Raw genomic sequence first — 23540 nt, forward strand, 5'->3', positions numbered from 1 at the left:
ATCATCGTCATATAAGGCGGGGGGTTGATATAGGTTGCGCCTGCAGGGTGCATCACACGCACGTCTGCAAAGCGCCTGAGCATCGGCCTCCATTTTGTTAGCGACAATACTTTCGACCGTTTACTGTCAGGTTTCGCATCTCGGCGGTCACATTTCGCGCGGCTGTTCGGTCTTCCTCGTGAAACCACTTCACCTCATCACATGAAGACTCTCCTCCGTATCGACGCCAGCGCCCGCCGCGAAGGCTCTAACTCCCGCCAGCTCGCCGACTGCTTTGAACGACACTGGCAGGCGCAGTATCCCACCAGCCAGATCGTCCGCCGCGAGATTGGCGACGGCAGCGTCCCGCACCTCGCTGCCGAAACGATCCTCGCCTTCCAGAGCCGAGGCACGATCGACGATGCTGGCTTGACGCTCTCCGACACGCTGATCGGCGAGCTACAGGCGGCCAACCACATCGTCATCAGCACGGCGCTCTACAATTTTGCGATCCCCTCCCCGCTCAAGGCGTATTTCGACCATACCGCGCGCCACGGGCACACCATCGCGGCGGAAAACGGGCAATATCGTGGCCTGCTCACAGGGCGTAGCGCGACCGTCATCACGGTGCGGGGCGGACTGGCGGAGCAAACGGGCGGAGTCGACCCGCAGGCGGAATACTTGCGCGGCATTCTGGGCTTCATGGGCGTCGGCCCGGTCGAGATCGTGAGCCTGGAGGGCACCATCTTGCCAGAGGCGGAGCGCGACCGGCGTCTAGAAGCAGCAGAGGAGGAGATTGCCGCGTTGTTTGAGGCCGGCGAAGCCAACTGGCAAGGCGCCTTCACCTTGGCGGAGAAGGCTGCCATCGGGCGCTTGCGCCGTGGTCAGGCGAAGGCAATTCTGCAGGGCGATACCGACGCCTACGCCGCCCTCTGCACCGAAGACGTGCAACTGATGATCCCGGGGCAGGATATGATCTCGGGCTGTGAAGCGGTCCGGGAGGCAGAGCGCCGACTTTTCGAGCGCGCGGCCTTTACCGGCTTTCGCAAAACACCCAATCGCATCGAGCGCAGTGGCGATTTGGTGGTCGAAACCGGCCGGCAGGAGGTTACGATGCAAAACGGCTCAGGCGAAGGCGTGTTTGCCGTCCGCCAGAAATACACGCATGTCTACCGCCGCACCGATACGGGCTGGCGCTTCGCCGTGCTGATGTCGAACCCTTGCTGAACCGCCCGATGGACCTGCAGACCGAGTCGTTTGAACACAACCGCCCCACCCTCGAAGGCATTGCCTACCGCATGCTCGGTAGCCTGAGCGAAGCCCAAGACATCGTGCAAGAGACCTACCTCCGCTGGCGCAAGGTCGAACCGGCGGAAGTCCGCGATGCCCGCGCCTGGCTGATCACCGCCTGCAGTCGCCTCGCGCTCAACCACCTGCAAAGCGCGCGAGCTCGCCGAGAGCAGTATTTCGGCACATGGTTGCCCGAGCCCTTTCCCGATGCCGCCCCCAAGCCGCTGGAGACCGACGAAACGGTTTCGATGGCGCTGATGGTCGCGCTGGAACGCCTCTCGCCCGCCGAACGTGCGGCCTACCTGTTGCACGAGGTGTTCGACTATTCTTTCGACGAGGTAGCCGCCATCCTCGAGAAAAGCAACGCGAGCTGTCGGCAACTGGCGGCCCGCGCCCGCAAACGGCTGGCGGAGGCAAAGCCGCGCTTCAGCGCCACGCCCGACGAGCACCGCCGTCTGTTGGAGGGCTTTTTCGAGGCCGCGCGCGAAGGCAATCTCGATCAGTTCAAGGCCCTGCTGGCCGACGACGCGCTACTCTTTGGCGACGGCGGTGGCAAGGCCACGGCAGTGCTTGAGCCGCTGGCAGGCCCCGCTGCCATTGGCGCATTGATGGCAGGCGTCTGGCGCAGCTATGCCGCCAAGGGTATCGCGCTAGTGACGGAGCCGCATTGGTTCAACGGCTCCCCCGGCATGCTCGTTTACGAAAACGGCGTCGTGACCACCGCCGTCACCCTCGACATTGTCGAGGGTCGCATCGCCCGCATCTACTCGATCCGCAATCCGGACAAGCTGCGGGGGTTCAACGGCTAGATCTGAATCACCATCGAATCGCTGGACGCTTCCGCTTTGAGCGCGTGCCAGCTTGCGATGATGGCTTCGGCCAGGGCCTGCCAATCGGCGGGGGTGGTGTCGAGGCCGCCGCTGATACGGATGGCCCGCTCGGCATGGCTGCGGTCGACGCCCATGGCGGTGAGCACGTGGCTGACGCCCGGCTTGCCGGTGGCGCAGGCCGAGCCGCTGGAGACCTCGAAGCCACGGCGGTCGAGCTGGGCGATCCAACGCGCGCTGCCGTGGCGCGGTAGGAGCAGCATCACGGTATTCCAGAAGCGCGGGGCCTGCTCGCCCACCACCTGCACGTCGAGGACTTCACGCACGCGCACCACCATCTGGTCGCGGGCAGCCGCCAAGGCGGCGGTGTCGGCCTCGGCCAGCGCGGCGACGCGTTCCTTGAGCGCCGCCACCATCGCAAAAATGCTCGCCGTCGCCTCGGTGCCGCCCCGGTGGTCGTGCTCTTGCGCGCCCCCGTATTGGGCTTTGAGCCCCCCCAGGGCCGGGGACAGCTTGAGAAAGCCCACGCCTTTAGGGCCGCCGAACTTGTGCGCGCTGCCCGTGAGGAGATCGCAGGCGCCCAGCCCGTCGAGCGGACGCTTGCCGATCCATTGGGCGGCGTCGCAATGGAAGGGAATGCCCTGCGCGCGCGCCAATTCCCGCAACTCCGGCCAAGGCTGCTCCACGCCCGTCTCGTTGTTCCCTGCCATCACGCTGAGCAGCACGGGGCGTTGCGCCAAGACGGTGCGCACGGCCTCCAGATCCACCACACCCGAGCGCTTCACGGACAACTCGATGACCCGCTCCGGAAACCAACCGTGGGCTGAGTCGATCACACAGGGGTGCTCGATGGCCGAAACGGCGACCTTCGCCTCTGCCCCGTAGTGGCGTGCGAAGTGGCGAAAGGCGGCGTTATTGGCCTCCGTCGCACCACTGGTGAAGACGATGTCTTCGGGCTCGGCCTGCAGCAGCTCCGCCAGCTCGGCACGGGCAGCTTCGAGCGCATTGCGGGCCCGGGCAGCGGCGCGATAGGGGCTGGAGGGGTTATACCAGCTCGCCGCCAGCCAGGCTTCGCGGGCGGCGGGCGACAGCGGCGTGGTGGCGTTGTAGTCGAAATACGCCATGCGGCAAGGCTCGCACGAGCCTAGGGGATGCGCAAGGTCTGCCCCACCTTCAGGCTGTTGGGGCTGGCCATGCTGTCGGTGTTGGCTTCGTAAATCTCGCGCCAGCGGTTGGGCGTGCCATACATCTTGCGGCTGATGGTCGAGAGGCTGTCGCCTGCTGTTACGGTGTAGCTGCGCGGCCCTTGCTGGTTGTTTGCGGTCGCAGCCGGGGCTTCTTGCTGGCGCTCGGAAATGATGATCGGTGCCACCGGCTGCCCGGCCTGCGCGAGGCGCGAACGCGTCTGCTCCAGCGCGTTATTGGTCTGGCTGAGGCGCTGCTGCATCTGCTGGTACTGGGACTGGTAGGTCACCAGCTGCTGGCGGAGGCGCTCGTTTTCTTTCCCCAGCTCATCGACCTTGGCCAACAGATCAAGCCGGCTCGTCTCGTTGTCGTAAGGCTTCCCTGGCAGCTGCTTCAGGTATTCCTTTTGGGCAGTGTTGATCAACTCCCCCACGAGCGAGCTTTCCTCGGAATTGGGCCGCACTTCGAGGTAGCGGCGAAAGTGGTAGATCGCGCTGAGGGGGTCGCGAACGTGGTTGAGGTAGAGCAGCCCGGCTTCGAGGTGCGACTCCGGGGCGATCCGGCGCGCGTCGATCACGCTGAGGAATGCCGCCAGCGCCTCGTCGTTGTTGCCTTCCTTCAGCAGGCTCTGCCCGCGGCGAAACGCCCGCTCGTCGGTCTCCTGCACCTGCGTCTGGGGTGCGTCGCAACCGGCCAGCCAGAGCTGACTGCCCCCCAAGAGCACGCCTGCGAGGCAAGCGATCCGCCAGTTGTGCCCGCACCGGAACTTTCGCCACATCATGCCGCTACTTTGGCAGAAACCGCAGGCGGGCGCTAGCGCAAAACCGCAATTAGCGCCGGTGGCGTCGCTCGCGCCAGCGGTGCCAGAAAAACGGCGGGTTGAGCAGCAGGTAACGCCGCCAGAGCCGTCGGGGCTCGCAACAGAGTCGGAACACGCCCTCCAGGCCGCGCCGTTGGGCCCAGGCGGGGGCCTGCGGTTGCAGACCGGCGTGGAAATCGAACGCGGCCCCCACCCCAAGCATCACGCCGTGCCGGAGCAGCGGCTGCAAACGGGCCATCGCCTGAACCTGCCGCCCACCTCCGAGCGCGATCCAGACCACATCCGCCCGCACCTGATGGAGCCAGTCCGCCAGATCGGCATACGAGCCGGGAATGAAGACGCCGTCGCGCTGGACCGACTCCCCACCCCCGCGCTCCAGTTGCGCGAACTGCGGATCGGCCTCGCCTACCCAATTTGCAGCGGGGAAACGTTGCCTTACGCCCGCGCGGGCCGCTTCCGAAGCCCCCACCAGCACGTGCCGACGCGTTTGCAGCACAGGATCCTGCAGCGCAAATGCCATCAGGTCGGGCCCATACACGCGGTCAGGCAGAGGGTGGCCGTCTGCCCGCAGAGCCCAGACGATGGGCATACCGTCGGGCACCACGAGGTCGGCCGCGCGCAAGGCAGCGGCATAGACAGGCTCGCGAAGAGCCGTCATCACGTCGGCGACATTCGCGACCGCCACCATGCCGGGCCCTTGATTTTCCCGCAGCCATGCCAGCACGTCCGCATAGGTGCAGACCGTAAAGGGCACGCCGAGGACCTCGGACTGCGGCAGGCGGATCATGGCTCAACGCGCGCCTAGTGCCCGGCGAAGCTCGTCGACGCTCTGGAAGGTGGCGGGGCGCTTCTGCTTCGCTTCGCGACGGGCTTCGGCCACTTGCGGGTCTTCCGGGGCCTGCACGGGGCCAGGCTCCGGATTGTCCGCCTGCTGGGCGGCAGTGGCGGCCTGGCTGAGGATCACTTCCGACACGCGCTCTGCCGTTCCCACCTCCTGCGCGAAGACCTGGATGCGGTATTCCTCCAAGAGCCAGAACAGGCGCTGGCGGGCCGGCGTTTCGCGGCGCAACGCGTTCAACTGGCGCTCGAAAGGCGCGAGGCGACGGGCCTTCTCGGCATCCTTGATCGGGTCGACCTTGGCGCGTTCCCAGCGGCGGTAAAGCGCGGCAAGGTAGCGCGGCAAGTGCGGCAGGCGGTCCACCGAGGTGCGGCGAAGAAAGTCGGGCGCAACGAGGCGGTCCAGCCCCTCATGCAGCCATGCCGGGGCGCCCGTCGATTCGCGCACCACGGCGCCATGCCAGCGGTAGATTTCTTCCAGTTGGTCGACGTAGGCTTGCGGCCAGCCGCGCACGCGCTGCTTGGCGGTTTCGAGCGCGCGCTGGAGCTGTTTCGGGTCGAGCGGCAGGGGCTCGGCGTCAATAAACAAGGCTTCGTGCAGGTGCGCACGGGCGGCCGGCAACAGCTCCTCGACGGCGGTAGGCAGGTGACGCTGCTGGGCGTTAAGCCGGCTGGCGGCGGCTTCCAGTTTGGCCGAAAAATCGAGGCTGCTCGTGCCGCCCTTGGTCTTCTGGATGGGCGGTTTGGGTTGGGCCTGCGGCACCTTGGCCACGCGGCGCAGCTCGCGCTCCAGATCGCGCTCGACCCAGCCGAGGTCGCGGCCCACCAGCCCGAGCGCAAACCGGCGGAAGGCCGGGTGCGTGAACTTCGCCGCCTGCTCCGGGCTCTCGAACAGGCGCACCGCCACGCCCTTGGGCTCGGCCTTGAGGCCGGGATAGGCCAGCACCGGCAGCTCCGAGGGCGGGGCCAGTTGCACTTCCAGCGGCAGGCTCGGGTAATTCGCTTCCGTCAGCGGGGCGATCTCGTAACGCTGCGCGCCCTTGCGCCACAGCTGACGACGGCGCAGGTCCCCACCCTTCTCCTGATTCGCGCGGGCCTGCTCTTCGTATTGGCGCGCCACGGTGTCCCAATCGCGCCCCGCGGCCACCGTCTGGCCCTTGTTGTCGACCACCTCCACGCGGGGGCGCAGGTGCTCGGGGATGGCTTCAAGGTTCCACTCGTCGGGCCAGATGTGCACGCCGTATTCGTCTGCAATCAAGCGCGTGAGGCTGCTGATCAGCGTCTCCGGCTGGGGCGAAAGGCGGCCGGTGAGCTCCTTGGCCTTGTTGCCAATAGGGTGCAGCTTCACCCGGGTTTCCTTGGGCAGGGAGCGCAGGAGGTGCTGCACTTTCTCCTCCAGGTAGCCCGGCACCATCCAGTCGAGCCGCGCCGGATCAATCGCATCCAACTCGGCAATCGACACCTTGAGCGTCGCGCCGTCGACTTCCGTCCCGGGCTGATACTGGTAGCTCAGATCGAGGCGTGCACCGTTCATCTCCACCTGATCGGGGAAGAGGTGGCTGTCGTCCTCGCCGGCGTCTTCGAGCAAGTCGGCCTCGGAAAGGCAGAGGAAGCTCCAGATGTCGTTCTGGCCCGGCTCCGCGCGGTCCTTGGCCAGGCGGCGCAAGTCGGGCACGCTGCCGACGCCTTGCAGCCGGGACGCGTAAAACTGGTAGACGCGCTCGTCGAGGGTCCAGGCGGAGGCGTGGCGGCGGCGGGTCTGCAGATTGGTAACCTTTTCGCGCAGCTCCTGATTGTGCGTGAAGAACGGCAGGTTGGTCTTCAGTTGGCCGTCGACCAGCGCCTGCCGGATAAAGATGTCCGTCGTCTCAACCGGGTTGACGCGCAGGTATTGCACGCGGTTGGTCGCGACTTCGAGGCCGTAAAGGCGCACGCGCTCCTTGCAGAGCACGCGCTCGCTGCTGGCCTCGTAATAAGGCTCCGAATATTGGCGGGAGCAGAGGTGCGCGCCCAGCTCCAGTATCCATGCGGGCTGGATCTCGGCGCAGGTGCGGCCGTAGAGGCGGTTGGTCTCGACCCACTCGGCGCAGACGATCCACTCCGGCGTGCGTGCCTTGCCCCCACCCTCCTTGGGCTTGGGCTGGCCCTTCTTGCGCTCGGCTTTGGCGGCCTTCTTGTCGAAGAGCGCGCTGCCGGGGAAGAGCATGACGGTGCGCTGGTGTGGGGCGCGGTAGTGGTTGTTTTCGTCGCGATGGCCGACGTTGCCCAACAGGCCGGTAAGCAGCGCACGGTGGATCTGGTGATACTCGGCGGCGGCGGCGTTGGGGCGGAACTCCTTGATCTCCTTGAGGATCTGGCTGAGCTGCTGGTGGATGTCACGCCACTCCCGCATGCGCATGTAATTCAGGAAATGCTCCTGGCAGAACTTGCGCAACTGCTTCTGCGTCAGCTTCTCCGTCTGGTCGTGGTAGGCGTTCCAGAGGTTGAGCAGCGTGAGGAAGTCGGACTTCGGGTCGGTAAACTTGCGGTGCTGCTGGTCGGCGGCCTCACGGGCGTCCATGGGCCGTTCGCGCGGGTCCTGAATACTGAGCCCTGCCGCGATTACGAGCACCTCAGTCAGGCTGCCCTCCTTTTGTGCGGCCAGCAACATGCGCCCCACCGTCGGGTCTGCCGGCAAACGTGCGAGCTGGCGGCCCAGCGGCGTGAGCCTCTGGTCGTGGTCGAGCGCGCCGAGGTCTTGCAGCAGTTGATAACCGGCCCGGATGGCGCGCTCCTGCGGCGGATCGATAAAGGGGAAGTCTTCGACCTGCCCCAGCCCGAAGGCGAGCATGCGCAGGATGACGGCGGCGAGGTTGGCCCGCTGGATCTCCGGCGTGGCGTATTGCGGGCGCGCGAGGAAGTCGGCCTCGCTGTAGAGCCGGATGCAAACGCCTTCGCTGACCCGACCCGCCCGGCCCTTGCGCTGCTCGGCACTGCTTTGGGCCACCGGCTCGATGGGCAGGCGCTGGGTACGCGTGTGGGCGCTGTAGCGGCTGATGCGCGCCAGGCCGGAATCGACGACATAACTGATGCCGGGGATCGTGAGCGAGGTCTCCGCGATGTTAGTCGCCAGGATGATCTTGCGGCGGCGGCTCGACTGGAAGATGCGCTGCTGCTCCTCGTTGGTCAGGCGGCCAAAGAGCGGCAACACCTCCACGCGCGACAGATTGCGATCTTCCAGCAGCTTGCGCAGCTCGCGGATATCCTTTTCGCTCGGGAGGAAGGTCAGGACGTCGCCCTCGCGATTGTCGGAGGTGAGGTCGTCGATTACCTGCGCGGCGGCGTCGAGGTAGCTCGTCTCGCCCCGGTCCTGCAGCACTTCGTCGACCGGCGCATAGCGGACCTCCACCGGGAAGGTGCGGCCACTGACTTCGATGATCGGCGCGTCGTCGAAGTGACGGCTAAAGGTGGCCGTGTCGATCGTGGCCGAAGTGACGATGATCTTGAGGTCGGGCCGCTGCACACGCACGCGCTTGAGGTAGCCGAGCAGGAAGTCGATGTTGAGGCTGCGCTCGTGCGCCTCGTCGACGATCACCACCTCGTAGTCGCGCAAGAGCGGATCGCCCTGGATTTCGGAGAGCAGCATCCCATCGGTCAGTAGCTTGATCCGGGTCTGGTCGCTCGTCTGATCGGTAAAGCGGATCTTGGCGCCCACTTCGCGACCAAACGGCACTTTCAGCTCTTCCGCGATGCGCTGAGATACGGAGAGCGCGGCCACCCGTCGCGGCTGGGTACAAGCGATGGCGCCCGCTACGCCAAAGCCGGCAGCAAGGCACATCTTGGGCAGTTGGGTGGTCTTGCCCGAGCCGGTTTCACCCGCGATAACGAGGACGGGATGCTCCTGCAGCAGCTTGGTGATTTCCTCCGCACGGGCCGTGATCGGCAGGCCCTCGGGGAAGGTCGGGGTTGGGGTGCTTTTGGCGCGCTCGGCCCGCTTCTCGGCCGAGGCCATCAGGTGCAGGGCCAACTGCTCCAGGCGGGGGAGAATCTTCTCCGGGTGGCGCGGGGGCAGCCAGCGCTGCAGCACGTCTTCCGCCTCCAGCCGGTCGCGCAGCATCGCATCCGGCAAATACTGGCGGATCTGGTCGACGATGGCGGCAAGCGGATTTTCCATGCGAAACAGGCCAGTATTGGCGTCCCTGCCGGAAATTCAAGCCATCAGACGCGGTGCGTGCGTCGACCGCTCAACTGACTTCCGCCCCGCTGCGTTTTTCGACCAACTCCAGCATGGGTGCGCGCAGGCGGTGGAAACGGTCGAGCGCCGCCTGCATGTGCAGGATGATGTTGGGTACCGTAAGGCCAAGCGAAGCCAGGCTGGCGGGCGGCACATCTGCCAACGGCGAGGTGATCGAGGGGCTGAAGAACGAGCGGCTGAGAATGCGGGCGACGTTGAGCCGGAGGGCAGCCGCCTTGTACTGGCCGCAGAGAGCCGGGCGCAGTTGGCCACGCACGGGGCTACGGACCGCCTCGGGGATCTGCCACAGCTCCAGCAGGTCGTAGCCGATCGATGGGAAGTCCTTGCCCACCTGGTTGCGCTCCCACTGGCTCTGATCCTGAAAGCTTGCGCCCTCGGCCAACACGTTGCCGGTGTTGATGCGCGACAGGATGCGGGCAATAGGCACGATGCCGATGCGGTAGTAGAGCCCGGAAAGGAAGCCGTCGACCGTCGAAGCTTCGCCCATGATCGAGAGCTGCTGAGCCCAGATAGCCACCGCGAGGCTGTTTTCGGCGAACTCCTGGCGGGTGATCCGATAGGGGCCGAAGTCGGTCTCAGTCAACAGCAGCACCAGCGCGGCGAGAGCGACAGCCTGCTTGAAGACGTCGAGCCCTTCCTCGGTCTGGAGGTAGAGAGCGAGGTCTTCCGGCTCTTCTTCGTCGAAAAACGCAGGAAAAATGACCCGCAACTGCATACGCAGCCGCTCCTGGCTCTCCAGAAACGTGATGATAGCCTGATATTGTGCCGGGCTGAGGGTACGCAGGCGGTACAACTTGGCCAACAGCTGCCAGGTCGCGGGGGGTTTCTCGTAGCCTTTCAAGACATTCAGCATAGGCAAAAGCGCGTGGAGGCTTCTTGCGGGCACAGACGATGCCCTACAAATGTCGCGTGAAAAACCCAAGGTCAACACCAGCGAGGGCGACCGGGGATTAAAGGTTAGTCAAAATGTAGCGTTATCCCCTACGCATCCGCCGGATTACCCGCAGTATAGGTCCTCAAATGCTCGTCGGCGATGGCGGCAACATCCTCATAACGTTCCACCTTCTCCAACTGTTGACGCAGTTGGCGGCTACCTGGAATAACCTTGGTGAAGGCTTTGAGGCGGGGGCGCATCCAGCCAAGGTGGTCCCAGGCTTCGCCCCGGCGCGGGCGGTCGAGCATCTCGCGGCAGTAGCGCAGCAGCACGTTCCAACGCTCTTCGATGTCGGGCGGCGGAGGCGTGACGCCCGTCTCCAGCGTCTGCTTGATGTCGCGAAACAGCCAGGGGTAGCCCAAGGCAGCCCGCCCGATCATGAGGCCCGCCACGCTGGTTTTCTCGCGCAGGCGGATGACGTCTTCGGCGGTGTTGATGCTGCCGTTGCCCACCACGGGCACCGGCATGGCCTGCGCCACCTGCTCGATCACATCCCAATTCGCATCGCCACGGTAGCCCTGCTCCTTGGTGCGACCGTGCACCGCCACGGCTTCGATCCCCACGTCCACCAGACGTTGCGAGGCCTCGACCGCCACGATGGATGCGTCATCCCAGCCGATGCGGATCTTGGCCGTTACCGGCACGTCGCGGGTCACCTGATCGACGACAGCCTTGGCGACCGCCTGCAGGCGCGGTAAATCGGTCAACAGGGAAGAACCGGCGCACTGGTCGACCACGCGAGGGGCGGGGCAACCGTAGTTGATGTCGATAAAGTCGGGCTGGAGGCGATCGACGATCTTGCGGGCGGCGAGTCCCATTTTCTCCGGCTCGCTGCCGAAGATCTGGACACCCATGGGGCGCTGCTCGGGCGAAAAATCCACCGTCTCCCACGCGATGACTTCGCCGCGCGGGTCAAGGAACTTGTTGGCCATGACGAACTCCGTCACCATGACGTCGGCCCCTTGCTCCTTGCAGATCTGGCGGAAGACGGGGTCGGTAAAGCCCGCCATGGGTGCCAGATAGAGGGGGCACCGACCGGGTCCGAACCAGGGCAGACGCGCATTTTCTGCAAAAGCCATAGCGGGCCAACATACGCAGGCCGGGCCGCCGGGCAATCCCGGATTGCCTACTTCGATTTCATGATCCAGCGACCATCCCAGTCGGCGGGCGGAGGGTGGTGCCTCCAATAATCGCAGCGGGCAGCCATCACGAGGCTCGGGTTAGTGTCGATCCGCCTTTCCGCATCGGGCTGGAAGGGCTCGCAAGCGGCAGCGGCGAGGAACAGCTCCTGCGCGCGGCTCCACTCTTGCCGCAGGTAGTGCTCGACCGCCTGCTGGTACAGCTCCAGGCAGCGAAACGCGTTGGCGGAGAGGCTGTCGCGAAAGCCGACCAGCTCATAGACCCCCACGGGTCGGCTGCGGCCTTTGACCACAATACGGTCGAGGTAGCGAAAAACGAGATCATCGCCTTGGCGCAGAGCCTGATCGCGCGTGTCTTCGCTCACCATGATGTGGACACCGTAGGCCTTGGCCCCGCTTTCGTTGCGGGCGGCCAGGTTGACCGTATCGCCCATCATGGTGTAGTTGAAGCGTTTGCGGGAGCCCATGTTGCCCACGACTGCGGGCCCGGTGTTGAGACCGATCCGCGTCTGCATGTGGTGGACGAGCGAGGGCCAGCGGTCGCCGAGTCCTTTCCAGTAGTCGCGCAGTTCGGCCTGCCGCTGCTGGATGAGCACCGCCGTACGGCAAGCCTGGTAGGCGTGGCGATCGGTCCGCACCGGCGCACCAAACATGGCCACAATCGCGTCGCCGATGTATTTGTCGAGCGTCCCTTCCTCGGCCTCCATGATCTCGGTCATGGCGTTGAGGTATTCGTTCATCAGCACCACCAGCTCGTCTGGCGTCAGCACCTCCGAGAACGACGAGAAGCTCTGGATGTCGCTGAAAAAAGCGGTGATCTCGAGCGCCTGCCCCCCGAGCTGTGGCGGCTCATCGGCGTCGACGAGGCGCTGCACGACCTTGGGCGACACATAGGAGCCAAACATGCCTTGGATGCGGCTTTTGTGCTGCTCCTCGCGAATCAACTGCACGACGGCCCCAAGCATACTGGTGCTGAGCGCAGCCCCCAGCGGCGCGACGAGCGGCACCACCAGATCGAAGTAACGGAAGAGCTCGAGGCTGCCCACCACGTAACCGACCAGCAAGACCATGGCGGCGATCTTGTTGAGCCGCGTCTTGGAGCCGCCCACCATCGTCAGCGCGGTGACGCAGCCGGTGAGGGCAAAGGTGAAGATCCAGTCGGCCCAGGCGGGAAGGCGATGGATGAAGCGGCCACTTACGATCGTCTTGTAGGCGTTGCCGTGCACGGAGACTTTCGGCACCTCGCCTGGGTCGAAGGGGGTGGGCGCAAGGTCTTGCAACAGCACGTCGGTCGGCCCCATCAGCACCGCCGTGCCCTGGAAATGCCGCCGGAACCAGTGCTCGATACCCTGCCTTACGGCTTCATCGGATGCGTAAGAGGTCGTATCGTCGGCACCTTCCGGATCGCTCCATAGGCTCCAGCGCGCAAACATCTCCAACCGGCTCTGGCGGAGATTGGCCGCGCTCGGGTTTTGCCAGACATGATAGAGCCCGTAGACGTCGGCCATGCTGACCTGTGGGTTGTAACGGTCTTCCAGCGCAGGACGTCGACCGCGCTGCACGTCTTCCTCCAGCCAGCCGGAAAACCAGTTGATCTCCATTGCCTGGCTTTCGACCAGCGGGACGCTTACGGCCAGGCGGCGGGATTCCCCGTCGGGCACATAGAGGAGCAGCTCATCGGCCCCAATCTCGATTTCCGTGCCCGGGTGGGTCGCGCGAAAGAGCTCGATTGCCACGGTATAGAAAACGTGGGTGGAGGTGAGCGGCGCGGAGCCAAAGTCGAGGCCATCGGCATCACGGATCACGAGGCGGTCGCCCGTTTCGGAGGGGTGGATGTCGAGGCTCTGGATCGTCTGGTAAAAGTCGTCGCCCACCTCTGCCGCATCGGTCGTCTTGCGCAGCCAATACATGAAGCCGAGCAGGTAGTGCTTGGAAAGGCGGTCGTTCTCCAGCTCGACAAAGGTCGGCACGTAGCGGGGTACCGGCCCTTGGTCCAGCTCCACCTCGGTGTTGATCAGCCCCACTCTGCCCTGCGGCGGCGGATAGCCGTCGGGCGATTGCAGGTCGGGCACCCAAAAGGGGAACTGCGGCAGCTCGGGGATCGGGTTGGCCACGGGATCGTAGCCGGTTGGGTTGTCGGGGCTGTGGGGGCCGTTTGCCATCCGGGGCAAGTACATGTCGCTCTGGATCAGGTCGGCCTGTGCGCCGGCATAGCTGGCGGCCATCACGATGCGGTCGGGGTGGTCGACCACGACGCCCGCCATGGCCTGGTCGGCCTCGTTCAGAAAGCGGTTGTCGAAGGCGACCCCACCGCTGAAAACCGAGAGCACAAAGTCGAGAAAAACGGCCTTGGCACCTCCCAGCTCAAGCACCGCCCGGGTACAGTCGGCATAAACGTAGCGGGGGAAGAAGTCGCTGGAGCCGAATACTGCCGCCGCCCGGCCGTCGCGATTGACGTAGACCACCTTCTCTTTTGCCTCCAGCGGCCCACGCACGTAATAGCGCGTGTCCATCGCGAGGTGTTTGAGATCGACGAGGGAGCCTCGCGAGCTAAGGACCATCCAGAGCACAGGCACCAGGGGCAGCCAGAGGACATGCCCGTGCTTGCGAAGGCTCTTGCGCAGGTCGATCACTGGTTAGCGCTCGATGGGCGGCTGATGCTGCCGCTGCCGCGCTCGGTGTAGACTTGCGGCTCGGGGGGTGGAGGTGGTGCCGTGGGGTTGGTGCGCGTGCCCTGGGCCCCACGGATTTGCTGCACGATCACGGCCACGCCTGCCTCGATTCGTTGCAGCGCTTCCGGCGTCAGGCCTTGCAGGCCCGAAAAGTTGAGGATGCGTACCTCGCCGTTGGCGCCGACTTCGCCCGAGACCTGCACTTGCTGGTTGGCCCCCACGAGGGTAGCCGCAGCAGCCGCACCGGCCCCGGCCAGACGAAACTCCACCAGCCCTTCCTTTACGCCAAGCGATGCGGTAAAGGTGCCGTCACCATTGCGCGTGAGGGTGACGACGAATTGGGTGCCACGGATGCCCGCGATGCCCACCGGCGTTACGACTTCAAAGGACGAGTCTTCGCGCAACTTGTCGACCTGCCCTACCACCTGGCCGTAATTGAGGCGCAGGCGCGTCTCGGACCGGCCTTCTTCCTGGCTGGTGCTGGCGGGCGGAGGAGCGGCGCTGCTGCGCGTAAATTGCTCGATCACCAGCTCCGAATCGGGCTGGAGCTGCACGCGGATGCCGTTGGAAAAGAGCAGCACCCCTGTGGCGGTGGTGCCGGTGCGCACGCGGTCGCTGCCTTGCAGGAGCATCCCGCTACGCCCCGCCGCCTGGGAGCCGTCGGCCTTGAAGACGGTCACTTCCCCGGAAACCCCGCCCAGCAGGATGCGCGTAATGGGCGTCTGTGCCGCCACTCCCACACACATAAACGAAAGCAGGAGCCACCGCCACCAGAGGAGCGGTAAGCAGAGGGAGCGAGACGACAGGTGAGGCATTAGTCCAGGCCGATACGTAGACGCAAATCTAAGGTAGGCTGGTAGTAGGGGTCAAGCGCATAGGCTTGCTCCAGCAGCGCCTTCACGCGCTCTTCGGGGGCTCCGGAGCTCCACAGGTAGTCGGCCAGCGTCACGTAAGGCTGTGGCCGCTGCGGGGCGTGCTCGACGGCCGCCTCCAGCAGGGGCACGATCTCGCGGTCTGGCCGCTGCATCATCCACAGCGCAAGGCCTTGGTAGAGGTAGCCTTCCCAGGCGTCGGGGTAAAGCTCGTGTCCCTGCTTGAGCAACGGCAGCGCCGACTCGCCGTAGTAGGCGTCGCGGCCGGAAAGATCGGCCTGATTCTGGATGATGCGAGCCCGCCCTTGGCCGATCCAGGCGGCGCCGTGGCCGGGGTTGAGCTGGCGCGCGCGGTGGAAGCCCCAGAAGGGTTCGCCCGCCACGGCGGGATCGCGCAACACGAGGTCGGGGTTGCGCTCGGCGTATTGCAGGCTTTCCATCGCCAGGTAATAACGATACTGAGCCTGCAGGCGGGGTGCCCCGTAGGCATACATCAGAGTAGCGCCGCCAAAGACCAGCACGACAAAGCCATACAGCACCGGACGCGGCAGGTGGCGCTCGTCATCGTCTTTGGCCGTAGCCCGGAGGCCCAACGCGAGGAACACAGCCGCCAGCCACAGGATCACGGGGATTTGAAACGGGAAATCGATGACCGCATGCACACAGACGCCCAGCAGACCAACAAAGGTCGCCATGCCGATCAGCTTGCCGCTGGTCGTCCGCTGGACCGCACCCTCGTCCTTCAGGATCATCAGCACGAGCACACCCAGGATCTGCACGATGGGCACGACCAGCAGATAAGCGGGATTGAGCCCTTGTAGCCACACGAACCCTGCCACCGGCAGCGCCATGACGACAAAGGAGGTAAAGTAGACCATCGGCTTGTTGAAGCGGTCGGCCCAAGGCTGCTTGCGCTTGCGCTTCACCCGGCGACGACGACTGGATTTGCCCTCTTCGTCCTCCTTCTTCGCCTTCGAGCGCGCCGGCTTGGCCAGCCCGACCGACTCCAGCACGCGAAGGTCTTGCCCCGGTGCCATCTGCACGTAGGGCAGCTTGCGCCAGCGCAGGAAAAGCCAGACAAGCGTCGCGAGGCCGACACCAGCCCCCAGCACGAGGCCCACTACGCCCGTCTCGGCCCCCAGTTGGAGGTAATCGCTGTGCGCGTAATGGGGATCGCTAACGGGGCCTTCCGGGCGGAAAAGCTCCCACTCGCCCTCGAAGCCACCGAGGCCTTGCCCCGCGACAGGGTTGTCTCCCAGCATGTTGAGCGCGGCCTCCCACATCACCGGGCGGGTCGTCTCGCCCTGCTCGTCCACCGCCAGCATAATGCGGGCGCGGAACTGCAGGCTGAGCAGGTAGACGGTGGTGAGCAGGAAGATCCCGCCAAGGAGGAACCAGCAAAAGAGGTAGACGCGCTGCTTGAACTTGGGCATCAGCATCCAGGGCAGCACGGCAGCGCACGTCAGCAGGCCGATCATGCCCCCGCGGCTGCCGGTCGAGACGATCGCGGCCAGCATCCCCACCGTCAGCGCGAGGCAAAAGAGCCGCAGCGGCCCGGGGAAGCGGCGCATCGAGGCGATCACGATCGTGGCAGGCCAGATCAGGACGAGGAAGGCCGCGAGGTTGTTGGGGATGCCGAAGAAGCCAGCCGCGCGCCCGGCATACTGCGCCGCCCGCTCACGTCCTTCGATCGGGAACCATTGGGGCGCAAAATAGTCCTGGTACAGCCCCACCCCGGCAGCCAACGCGCCGATGAGGACGCACAGCACGAAAAGCCAGAGCAGCTGCAGACGGGTCCGGAGCTGGTGAGCCACAATCCAGAAAAGCAGCCACGCCGCCAGCCAGTTGACCCATGCCAGCCCACCCCACCAAGGGGCCGAACTAACAAAATGCACCTCGAAGGCACCCCAGAGGATCAGCGGCAGCGGCAACAGGGCCCAGGGGCGAAACACCGTCTTGCCCCGGTGCAGCACCAACCACACGGCATGCCCGCCCGCCAGGAGCCAGAGAATCTCCAGCGGCTCGACCAGCGTCGCCCCATAGGGGAGGTAGCCGCCCAGGCCGACCAGCGTCTGCACCAGCAGCCAGGCGATCCCGAAAACCATCAGCCAGTCGACGATCCGGTCGGGGTGATGACCGATATATTGAAAGAAATTCTTGAGGAGACGCTGGGGACTTAGCATGGGAGGAAGCGTCCGGTAGCTTTGACCTATACTCGGTACTGACAACAAAATTCTGGGCGTAAGGGCCTTTGCCGAAGCGGAAGGGGAGAAAGCGCTTGCGATAAATTTTGAACTCCCTCACCACTTATGGGGTCTTACCGTTTCGCAACTCACCGTAGCTGTTAGCTTTATGGCTGAATCTTTTTCTCTGGAAGTAATTGAGCAACGCGTGCAGGAAGCGAGCCGCTGGATCCAGCGCCTGCGCGACGAAATCGGGCGGGTCGTCATCGGCCAACGCTATCTGGTAGATCGCCTGCTGATCGGCCTTCTGGCCGATGGGCACGTTTTGCTGGAAGGTGTGCCCGGTCTCGCCAAGACGTTGTCCGTCCGCACGCTCGCCACCACCCTGCAGGCTTCGTTTGCCCGTCTGCAATTTACACCCGACCTGCTGCCGGCGGATATCCTCGGCACGCTGATCTACAACCCGAAGACCGGAGAGTTTTCGACCAAGCGCGGCCCGATCTTTGCCCAGATCGTGCTGGCCGACGAAATCAACCGCGCCCCCGCGAAGGTCCAGAGCGCTTTGCTCGAAGCCATGCAGGAGCGCCAGGTGACGATTGGCGACACGACCTACCCGCTGCCGGTACCGTTCCTCGTGCTGGCGACGGAAAACCCGATCGACCAGGAGGGCACCTACCCGCTGCCCGAGGCCCAGGTCGACCGCTTCATGCTGAAGCTGAACGTGGGCTACCCCACCCGCGAGGAAGAGCGCACCATCCTCGATGCGCAGGCCCGCACGGGTGCCAAGCCCACGGCTTCGCCGGTTGTGACGCCGGAGGAGATCCTTGCCGCCCGCGCGGTGGTCAACGACCTCTACCTCGACGACAAGCTGAAGGACTACATCGTCGACCTCATTTTCGCCTCCCGCTACCCGAAGGAAGCTGGACTGGCCGATCTCGAAGACTTCATCCAGTTTGGCGCCAGCCCGCGTGCCACCATCGCCCTGACGCTCGCGTCCAAGGCTCATGCGTTTCTGCAAGGCCGCGGCTACGTGACCCCGCAGGACATCAAGGCAATCGGGCCCGACGTGCTCCGCCACCGCCTGATCGTCTCTTACGAGGCCGAAGCCGAGGGGCTGAGCAGCGACGACCTGGTGAAAAAGATCTTCGACGCCGTCCCCGTCCCCTAAGCCTCCACTCATTGGCCAACATGCCACGTCCCAGCCCTCACGACATTCTCAGGCGCGTTCGGGCGGTGGAGATCCGCAGTCGCCGTCTGGTAGACGATGCCCTCGTCGGAGCCTACCACAGCTCCTTCAAAGGTTCCGGTATGGAGTTCGCCGAAGTGCGCGAATACCTGCCGGGCGACGATGTGCGCAATATCGACTGGAACGTCACCGCCAAGCAGGACCGCCCCTTCATCAAGGTCTACGAAGAAGAGCGCGAGCTGACTTTGCTGCTGGCGGTCGACCTCAGCGCGTCGCTCGATTTCGGCTCCGGGCACCAGACCAAGCGCGAACTGGCCGCCGAACTGGCCGCGACGCTCGCCCTTTCCGCCGCCCGCAACAACGACAAGGTAGGCCTCGTGCTCTTTACGGACCGCATCGAGGTGTTCCTGCCGCCGCGCAAAGGCCGCCAGCACATGCTCCGCGTCGTGCGCGAGATCCTCTTTTACGAGCCCAAGGGCCAGAAGACAGACCTCGTGGGCGCACTCCGCCAGCTCAACAACCTGCACCGGCGCAAGGCCATCTGCTTCCTTTTCAGCGACTTCCTGACGCCGGAAACGACAAGCTGGACGCGCCCCAATGCCAGTGGTAGCAACGAGCAGGGCCTGCGTCGCGCCCTCAGCACCACCGCCCGGCGTCACGACCTCGTGGCGGTAGAGCTGCACGACCCGCGCGAAGGCCAGCTGCCCAACGTGGGCATCATCACCCTCGAAGACGCCGAGACCGGCGAACAGGTGGAGGTGAACACCAACCGGCGCGACGTCCAGGCGCTCTACGCCCAGGTAAACCACCGCCGGCGCGACACCCTCGCCCGCATGATCCGCAAGGCCGGGGCCGATCACCTGCCGTTGACGACCGACCAGGCCTTCATCACCGCCTTGCGCGCCTTTTTTGCCCAACGCACCCACCGCCGCTAATGCCCGTGCTGCTCGCCCAACTGCATGATATCCAGCCACCCGTCCGCTTCGCCAGCGTGCCGTGGCTGCTGCTTTCGTTGCTGATCGTGCTGCTGCTGGCCGTGCTGGCGCTCTCGCTTTTCTGGAGCCGCCGCCGCCGCACGCAAAAGACGACTGAGGAAATCCGGCTGGCCCCCATCCAGATGGCGCGCGAGGCCCTCAAGACGCTCGCGACCGAAAAGGACCTGACCGACCGTGCCTTCGCCTACGAGCTGACAGGCATTGTGCGCCGCTACGCCGAAGCCGCGTTTCGCCTGCCCGTGACGGAGCGCACGACGGAAGAGATGCTGGACGCGCTGCAGGCCAATCCTCCGTTTTCGCCCGAGCTGGCCCAGCGCCTGGGGCACCTGCTGCAGAGCACCGTGCTGGTGCGCTACGCCGCGCAGCCCTTCAGCGAGCAACAGCGTCAGGAATTGCTGCAAGAGGGTGCCAACTGGGTTGAACGCGCCGAGCAGGAGCGCCAGCCCGCCCCCGCCCCTGCCCAACCGTCTTCTGCCGCCTAGATGGACGACCTTCCCATTTTCCGTTTTGCCGAGCCCGCCTGGCTCCTGCTCTTGCTGTTGATGCCCGTGCTCTGGTGGCTGCGTGGCCGGGCCGGGCAACGTGCCGCCGTCCGCTTTTCCTCCGTGGCCATCGCGGGGCAGATTTCCAGCCTGGTCAAGAGCCGGGCCGGGGGCTGGACGCGGGCCATCCGCCCGCTGGCGCTCGCCTGCGGCATCATTGCGCTGGCGCGCCCGCAGTTTGGCACCGAGCAACAGACGATGACCTCCAGCGGGGTCGACATCATGCTCACGGCCGACCTCTCCGACTCGATGTGGGCGCACGACTTCATCGTCGACCGCAAGGTGGTCGACCGCCTGACTGCCGTGAAGCGCGTGATGGCCGACTTTGTGCGCGAGCGCGAGCACGACCGCCTGGGCTTGATCGCTTTCGCCAGCGATCCTTACCTGATCAGCCCATTGACCCTCAACCATCGCTGGCTGCAGCAGTGGATCGAAGATCTGCAGATCGGCATGATCGACGGCACACGCACGGGGATCGGCGATGCCTTGGGGCGTGCCGTCAACCGCCTGCGCAACCTCGACGCCGAGAGCAAGATCGTGATCTTGCTGACCGACGGCGAGAGCAACACGGGCAAGCTGGAGCCGAGCCTTGCCGCCGAAGCCGCGCGCGCCTCGGGCGTCAAGGTCTACACGATCGGCGTCGGCCAGTCGGGCGAAGTCCAGTATCCGCGCTTCGACCGCAACGGCAATCCTGTGCGCAACTCCTCCGGCGAGCTGCTGATGCGCTGGGTGACGACTTCGGTCAACTTCGAGTCGTTGCAGGAGATTGCAGACGTCACCGGGGGCAAGTTCTACCGCGCGACCAACTCCGAGCAACTGAAGGAGATCTACGACGAGATCGACCAACTGGAGAAGCGCGAGGTGAACATCAACCTCTGGATCGACTACGCGGAGGCCTACATCTGGCCGCTGGCACTCGCCTTTGCCCTCCTGGTCTTGGAGGCGGTGCTCGCCCTCACCCTTTACCGCAGACTGCCGTAAGCCTGCCATGTATCTGAGCTTTGCCCAACCGATTTTTCTGTGGCTGCTGCCCCTCGCCTTGCTGGTGATGGGGCTGCTGGCCTTCAGCGCGTGGCGCCGTTCGCGCCGCCGGCTGGAGATTTTTGCCGAGGCCGACCACCGCGACTGGCTGCTGGCCAACGTGAGCCAATCTCGCCGGCACTGGAAGACGGGCCTGCTCTGCGCCGGCATCCTGCTCGTCATGATCGCCCTCGCCCGCCCGCAGTTTGGCGAAACGACGGTCGAAAAGCAGGGGCGCGGGGTCGAGCTGCTGGTGGCGCTCGACGTCTCGGCCTCCATGCGCTCCGAAGATGTGACGCCCAACCGGCTGGAGCGCGCGCGGCTGGCCATCCTCGACCTGTTGAGTCAAGCGCCGGGCAGCAAGATCGGCCTCATCATTTACACCCGCGAAGCCTTTCTGCAGGTGCCGTTGACTCTCGACCATAACGCCTTTCTAGAAGTATTGAACGAGGTCGATACCTACACGCTGCCCCAGGGCGGCACCGACATGGCCTCGGCCCTGCGCGAGGCACAACTGGCATTTGGCCAGAACGACGCGCACCACCTGCTGTTCGTCTTTTCCGACGGCGAGGACCTAGAGGGCGAAGCCATTGCGACCGCCCGCGAAGCCGCGGAGCGCCTGCGCGTCTACACCGTGGGCGTGGGCACGGCAGAGGGCGGCCTGATCCCCGACCCTCGCAGCGGCCCAGGCAATTTCCTGCGCGACCCGGTGACCAACGAGATCGTGCGCACGCGCCTCGATGCGGGCACGCTACAGCAAGTCGCCCAACTGACCGGCGGCGACTACGCGCAACTCGGCACCTCCAGCGCCGGTTTCAGCCGGCTGGTGGATCAGGCAATCGAGAGTATCCCGGAGGCCGACCTCGGCGTATCGCACCAGACGGTGCGAATCGACCGCTTCCAGTGGCCCTTGTTGCTGGGGCTGGCCTTGCTCGCGCTGGAATTTGTGATGGGCACGCGCCGTCGCCGGGCAGTGGGCCGAGCCACGGCCCTCCCCTTCGCGCTGGGTGCGCTCTTCCTCGGCTTGGCTCAACCGGCCCCGCTCGACGCCGCCAACCTGCGGCAGGAGGCCCAGGCCGCTTACGACGCAGGTGATTACGACGCCGCCATCGAGGCTTACCGCCTCGCGCTGGAGGAAGAGCCCGACAACGCCCGCCTGCTCTACAACCTGGGCACGGCGCTCTACCGTGATCGCCAGTATCAGGAGGCAGAGCAGGCCTTTACCCAATCGCTGCAAACCGACGAGATCGAGCTGCAGTCCAAGGCTTTCTACAACCTCGGCAACACCTACTACGAGGCGGGCGCACAGGCCTTGACCGAATCTGCCGTCAATGCGGTCGAGTCGTGGAAGAAGGCGCAGCAGAATTTCCGGGCCGCGATCGACCTCAAAGGCGGCACCTACCCCGAGGCCGAAGACAACCTGACCTACGTTCAGGAGCGCATCCGCGAAATGATGCGCACGGTGACCCTCGCCGCCAAACCGGCCGAAGGCGGCACGGTGACGGGTGAAGGCGAATTCGTGCGCGATACGCAGGTCGAGATCGCCGCGCAGGCCAATGACGGCTGGCACTTTGCCTTCTGGGCCGGTGAGCCGGTCGGCGGCAAGCAGGAGCCGAAGCAGACTTTCAAGGTCGAGAAGGATTACAGCATCACGGGCCGCTTCATCAAGGTGTGGGACCTCACGGTGCAAGTCGAACCGGCCGAGGCAGGCACGGCCCAGAAATCGGGCACCTACGACGCCAACAAACCGGTCGAAATCTCCACCGAAGGCAACGACTACTGGGCCTTCAAGGGCTGGGAACTCGACGGCCAGGCGGAGATTGTCGACGCAGCGCAGCCGAAGACGCAGATCTCGCTGCAGGGCGACGTGACCGCTACCGCCACCTACGTGCCGGGCTGGAAGCTCGACGTGGCAGGCGAGCCCGCGCTGGGCGTCAATGCAGGCAATCCCGGGTTTTACGAAAAGGATACCGACGTGCAGATCCAGGCGCAGGCGCGCCCGGGCTTTGAGTGGCAGGGCTGGACGGGCGACGGCGTGGCCGATGCCACCCAGCCGCAAACGACCGTCCACCTCGACCGCGACCGCGCCGTAACCGCGCATGTCAACCGCATCTGGAACCTCGTGGTGCTGCCCGATTCGGACGAGCACGGTACGACCACCGGCGGCGGCAACTACTCGCGTGGCGAAGAGGTGGCGATCAAGGCCGAAGCCAGGGAGGGCTACACCTTCCAGCGCTGGGAAGGCCCCGGCGTGGCCGACCCCGAAGCCGCCGAGACGACCGTGACGAAGGAATACGGCGACCAGGACGTGATCGCGGTCTTTGAGTCCGACAATCCGCAGGATCAAAACGACCAGAACAATCAAGACCAGCAGAAGAACAGTCAGGACAACCAGGACCAAAACCAGAACGACCAGAATCAGGATCAGGACCAACAAAATCAGGATCAGCAGCAGCCCCAGGACCAACCGCAGCAACCGCAAGACGGGGACGACCAGCAGGAGCCGCAAGACCAGCAGCCCCCGGAAAACGAAGATCAGCAGCCAGAGCAACCCGAGCAGTCCGAACCGCAATCCCCGGAAGAGCAGCCCGGGCAAGAGCAGGAGCAGCCTCAACCTCCGCCCGGCGAGCAGCCGCAAGGAGGCGAACAGGGTACCGAAGAGCAACCCGCCACCGAGATTCCCGCCGAGCTGCAGGAGATGAGCGCCGAAGAGGCCGCCGCTCTCCTGCGCCAGCTCGAAGAAGGTGGCCGCATCCTGCCTGCCTCCCGCCGAGCCCGCCACGAGGAACGCCCACCCTCCCAAGGACGCAATTGGTAACTTCACC

At 65.1% G+C, this 23540-nt stretch carries 16 protein-coding genes; 7 read left to right on the forward strand and 9 right to left on the reverse strand.

The window, feature by feature from the left end; all coding sequences use genetic code 11:
- Window positions 1-201: 201 nt before the first annotated feature.
- Together Q7P63_07840 and sigJ are read left to right on the forward strand one after the other, a co-directional pair.
- Complete coding sequence (locus tag Q7P63_07840) at window positions 202-1206, forward strand: NAD(P)H-dependent oxidoreductase (GenBank protein ID MDP0499998.1); 1005 nt, start codon at window positions 202-204, stop codon at window positions 1204-1206.
- Between the two features lie 8 nt (window positions 1207-1214).
- Complete coding sequence (gene sigJ / locus Q7P63_07845; protein ID MDP0499999.1) at window positions 1215-2078, forward strand: RNA polymerase sigma factor SigJ; 864 nt, start codon at window positions 1215-1217, stop codon at window positions 2076-2078.
- Here sigJ and Q7P63_07850 read toward each other — a convergent pair.
- From Q7P63_07850 to Q7P63_07890, 9 genes are all read right to left on the reverse strand, one after another.
- Window positions 2075-3220, reverse strand: coding sequence for an aminotransferase class V-fold PLP-dependent enzyme (locus tag Q7P63_07850; protein MDP0500000.1), 1146 nt, complete (start codon window positions 3218-3220; stop codon window positions 2075-2077). The genes sigJ and Q7P63_07850 overlap by 4 nt on opposite strands.
- A 20-nt stretch (window positions 3221-3240) precedes the next feature.
- Complete coding sequence (locus tag Q7P63_07855; GenBank protein MDP0500001.1) at window positions 3241-4062, reverse strand: LysM peptidoglycan-binding domain-containing protein; 822 nt, start codon at window positions 4060-4062, stop codon at window positions 3241-3243.
- Between the two features lie 49 nt (window positions 4063-4111).
- Window positions 4112-4888, reverse strand: a complete 777-nt coding sequence (locus tag Q7P63_07860; protein MDP0500002.1) for a WecB/TagA/CpsF family glycosyltransferase — start codon at window positions 4886-4888, stop codon at window positions 4112-4114.
- A gap of 3 nt (window positions 4889-4891) precedes the next feature.
- Window positions 4892-9091 carry an ATP-dependent RNA helicase HrpA gene (gene hrpA / locus Q7P63_07865; protein ID MDP0500003.1) on the reverse strand — a complete coding sequence of 1400 codons (4200 nt, stop codon included), beginning with the start codon at window positions 9089-9091 and terminating at the stop codon, window positions 4892-4894.
- A gap of 70 nt (window positions 9092-9161) precedes the next feature.
- Window positions 9162-9974 carry an HDOD domain-containing protein gene (locus Q7P63_07870; GenBank protein MDP0500004.1) on the reverse strand — a complete coding sequence of 271 codons (813 nt, stop codon included), beginning with the start codon at window positions 9972-9974 and terminating at the stop codon, window positions 9162-9164.
- A gap of 179 nt (window positions 9975-10153) precedes the next feature.
- Window positions 10154-11116: a tRNA-dihydrouridine synthase family protein gene (locus tag Q7P63_07875; GenBank protein MDP0500005.1), complete on the reverse strand. Its 963-nt coding sequence runs from the start codon at window positions 11114-11116 to the stop codon at window positions 10154-10156.
- 116 nt (window positions 11117-11232) lie between these two features.
- Entirely contained in the window at window positions 11233-13878 is a 2646-nt protein-coding gene (locus Q7P63_07880; GenBank protein MDP0500006.1) for an adenylate/guanylate cyclase domain-containing protein, read from the reverse strand.
- On the reverse strand, window positions 13875-14663 hold the full coding sequence (locus tag Q7P63_07885) for a FecR domain-containing protein (GenBank protein MDP0500007.1): 789 nt from the start codon (window positions 14661-14663) through the stop codon (window positions 13875-13877). Before Q7P63_07885 ends, Q7P63_07880 begins: the two co-directional genes overlap by 4 nt.
- Before the next feature lie 68 nt (window positions 14664-14731).
- Complete coding sequence (locus Q7P63_07890; protein ID MDP0500008.1) at window positions 14732-16972, reverse strand: O-antigen ligase family protein; 2241 nt, start codon at window positions 16970-16972, stop codon at window positions 14732-14734.
- A 169-nt stretch (window positions 16973-17141) separates the two neighbouring features.
- Here Q7P63_07890 and Q7P63_07895 point away from each other — a divergent pair, with 169 nt between their 5' ends.
- Genes Q7P63_07895 through Q7P63_07915 form a run of 5 tightly spaced genes read left to right on the forward strand, consistent with a single transcriptional unit; the run spans window position 17142 to window position 23533 of the window.
- Window positions 17142-18140, forward strand: coding sequence for a MoxR family ATPase (locus Q7P63_07895; GenBank protein MDP0500009.1), 999 nt, complete (start codon window positions 17142-17144; stop codon window positions 18138-18140).
- 20 nt (window positions 18141-18160) lie between these two features.
- Window positions 18161-19093: a DUF58 domain-containing protein gene (locus Q7P63_07900; protein MDP0500010.1), complete on the forward strand. Its 933-nt coding sequence runs from the start codon at window positions 18161-18163 to the stop codon at window positions 19091-19093.
- Entirely contained in the window at window positions 19093-19635 is a 543-nt protein-coding gene (locus Q7P63_07905) for a DUF4381 family protein (protein ID MDP0500011.1), read from the forward strand. The genes Q7P63_07900 and Q7P63_07905 overlap by 1 nt, the downstream gene beginning before the upstream one ends.
- The gene (locus Q7P63_07910) at window positions 19636-20676 is read left to right on the forward strand and encodes a VWA domain-containing protein (protein ID MDP0500012.1); all 1041 of its coding nucleotides are present in this window, start codon (window positions 19636-19638) and stop codon (window positions 20674-20676) included. It begins immediately after the preceding gene.
- A 7-nt stretch (window positions 20677-20683) separates the two neighbouring features.
- Window positions 20684-23533, forward strand: coding sequence for a VWA domain-containing protein (locus tag Q7P63_07915; GenBank protein MDP0500013.1), 2850 nt, complete (start codon window positions 20684-20686; stop codon window positions 23531-23533).
- Window positions 23534-23540: the final 7 nt, after the last annotated feature.

It is taken from the genome of Verrucomicrobiota bacterium JB022 (assembly GCA_030673845.1).
Classification (GTDB): domain Bacteria; phylum Verrucomicrobiota; class Verrucomicrobiia; order Opitutales; family Oceanipulchritudinaceae; genus WOUP01.

Excerpts from the sequence above, each read along its gene's own strand:
- Q7P63_07840 (MDP0499998.1), top strand. The coding sequence starts at position 202 with ATGAAGACTCTCCTCCGTATCGACGCCAGCGCCCGCCGCGAAGGCTCT.
- sigJ (MDP0499999.1), top strand. The coding sequence starts at position 1,215 with ATGGACCTGCAGACCGAGTCGTTTGAACACAACCGCCCCACCCTCGAA.
- Q7P63_07850 (MDP0500000.1), bottom strand. The coding sequence starts at position 3,220 with ATGGCGTATTTCGACTACAACGCCACCACGCCGCTGTCGCCCGCCGCC.
- Q7P63_07855 (MDP0500001.1), bottom strand. The coding sequence starts at position 4,062 with ATGATGTGGCGAAAGTTCCGGTGCGGGCACAACTGGCGGATCGCTTGC.
- Q7P63_07860 (MDP0500002.1), bottom strand. The coding sequence starts at position 4,888 with ATGATCCGCCTGCCGCAGTCCGAGGTCCTCGGCGTGCCCTTTACGGTC.
- hrpA (MDP0500003.1), bottom strand. The coding sequence starts at position 9,091 with ATGGAAAATCCGCTTGCCGCCATCGTCGACCAGATCCGCCAGTATTTG.
- Q7P63_07875 (MDP0500005.1), bottom strand. The coding sequence starts at position 11,116 with ATGGCGGGCTTTACCGACCCCGTCTTCCGCCAGATCTGCAAGGAGCAA.
- Q7P63_07885 (MDP0500007.1), bottom strand. The coding sequence starts at position 14,663 with ATGTGTGTGGGAGTGGCGGCACAGACGCCCATTACGCGCATCCTGCTG.
- Q7P63_07890 (MDP0500008.1), bottom strand. The coding sequence starts at position 16,972 with ATGCTAAGTCCCCAGCGTCTCCTCAAGAATTTCTTTCAATATATCGGT.
- Q7P63_07895 (MDP0500009.1), top strand. The coding sequence starts at position 17,142 with ATGGCTGAATCTTTTTCTCTGGAAGTAATTGAGCAACGCGTGCAGGAA.
- Q7P63_07900 (MDP0500010.1), top strand. The coding sequence starts at position 18,161 with ATGCCACGTCCCAGCCCTCACGACATTCTCAGGCGCGTTCGGGCGGTG.
- Q7P63_07905 (MDP0500011.1), top strand. The coding sequence starts at position 19,093 with ATGCCCGTGCTGCTCGCCCAACTGCATGATATCCAGCCACCCGTCCGC.
- Q7P63_07910 (MDP0500012.1), top strand. The coding sequence starts at position 19,636 with ATGGACGACCTTCCCATTTTCCGTTTTGCCGAGCCCGCCTGGCTCCTG.
- Q7P63_07915 (MDP0500013.1), top strand. The coding sequence starts at position 20,684 with ATGTATCTGAGCTTTGCCCAACCGATTTTTCTGTGGCTGCTGCCCCTC.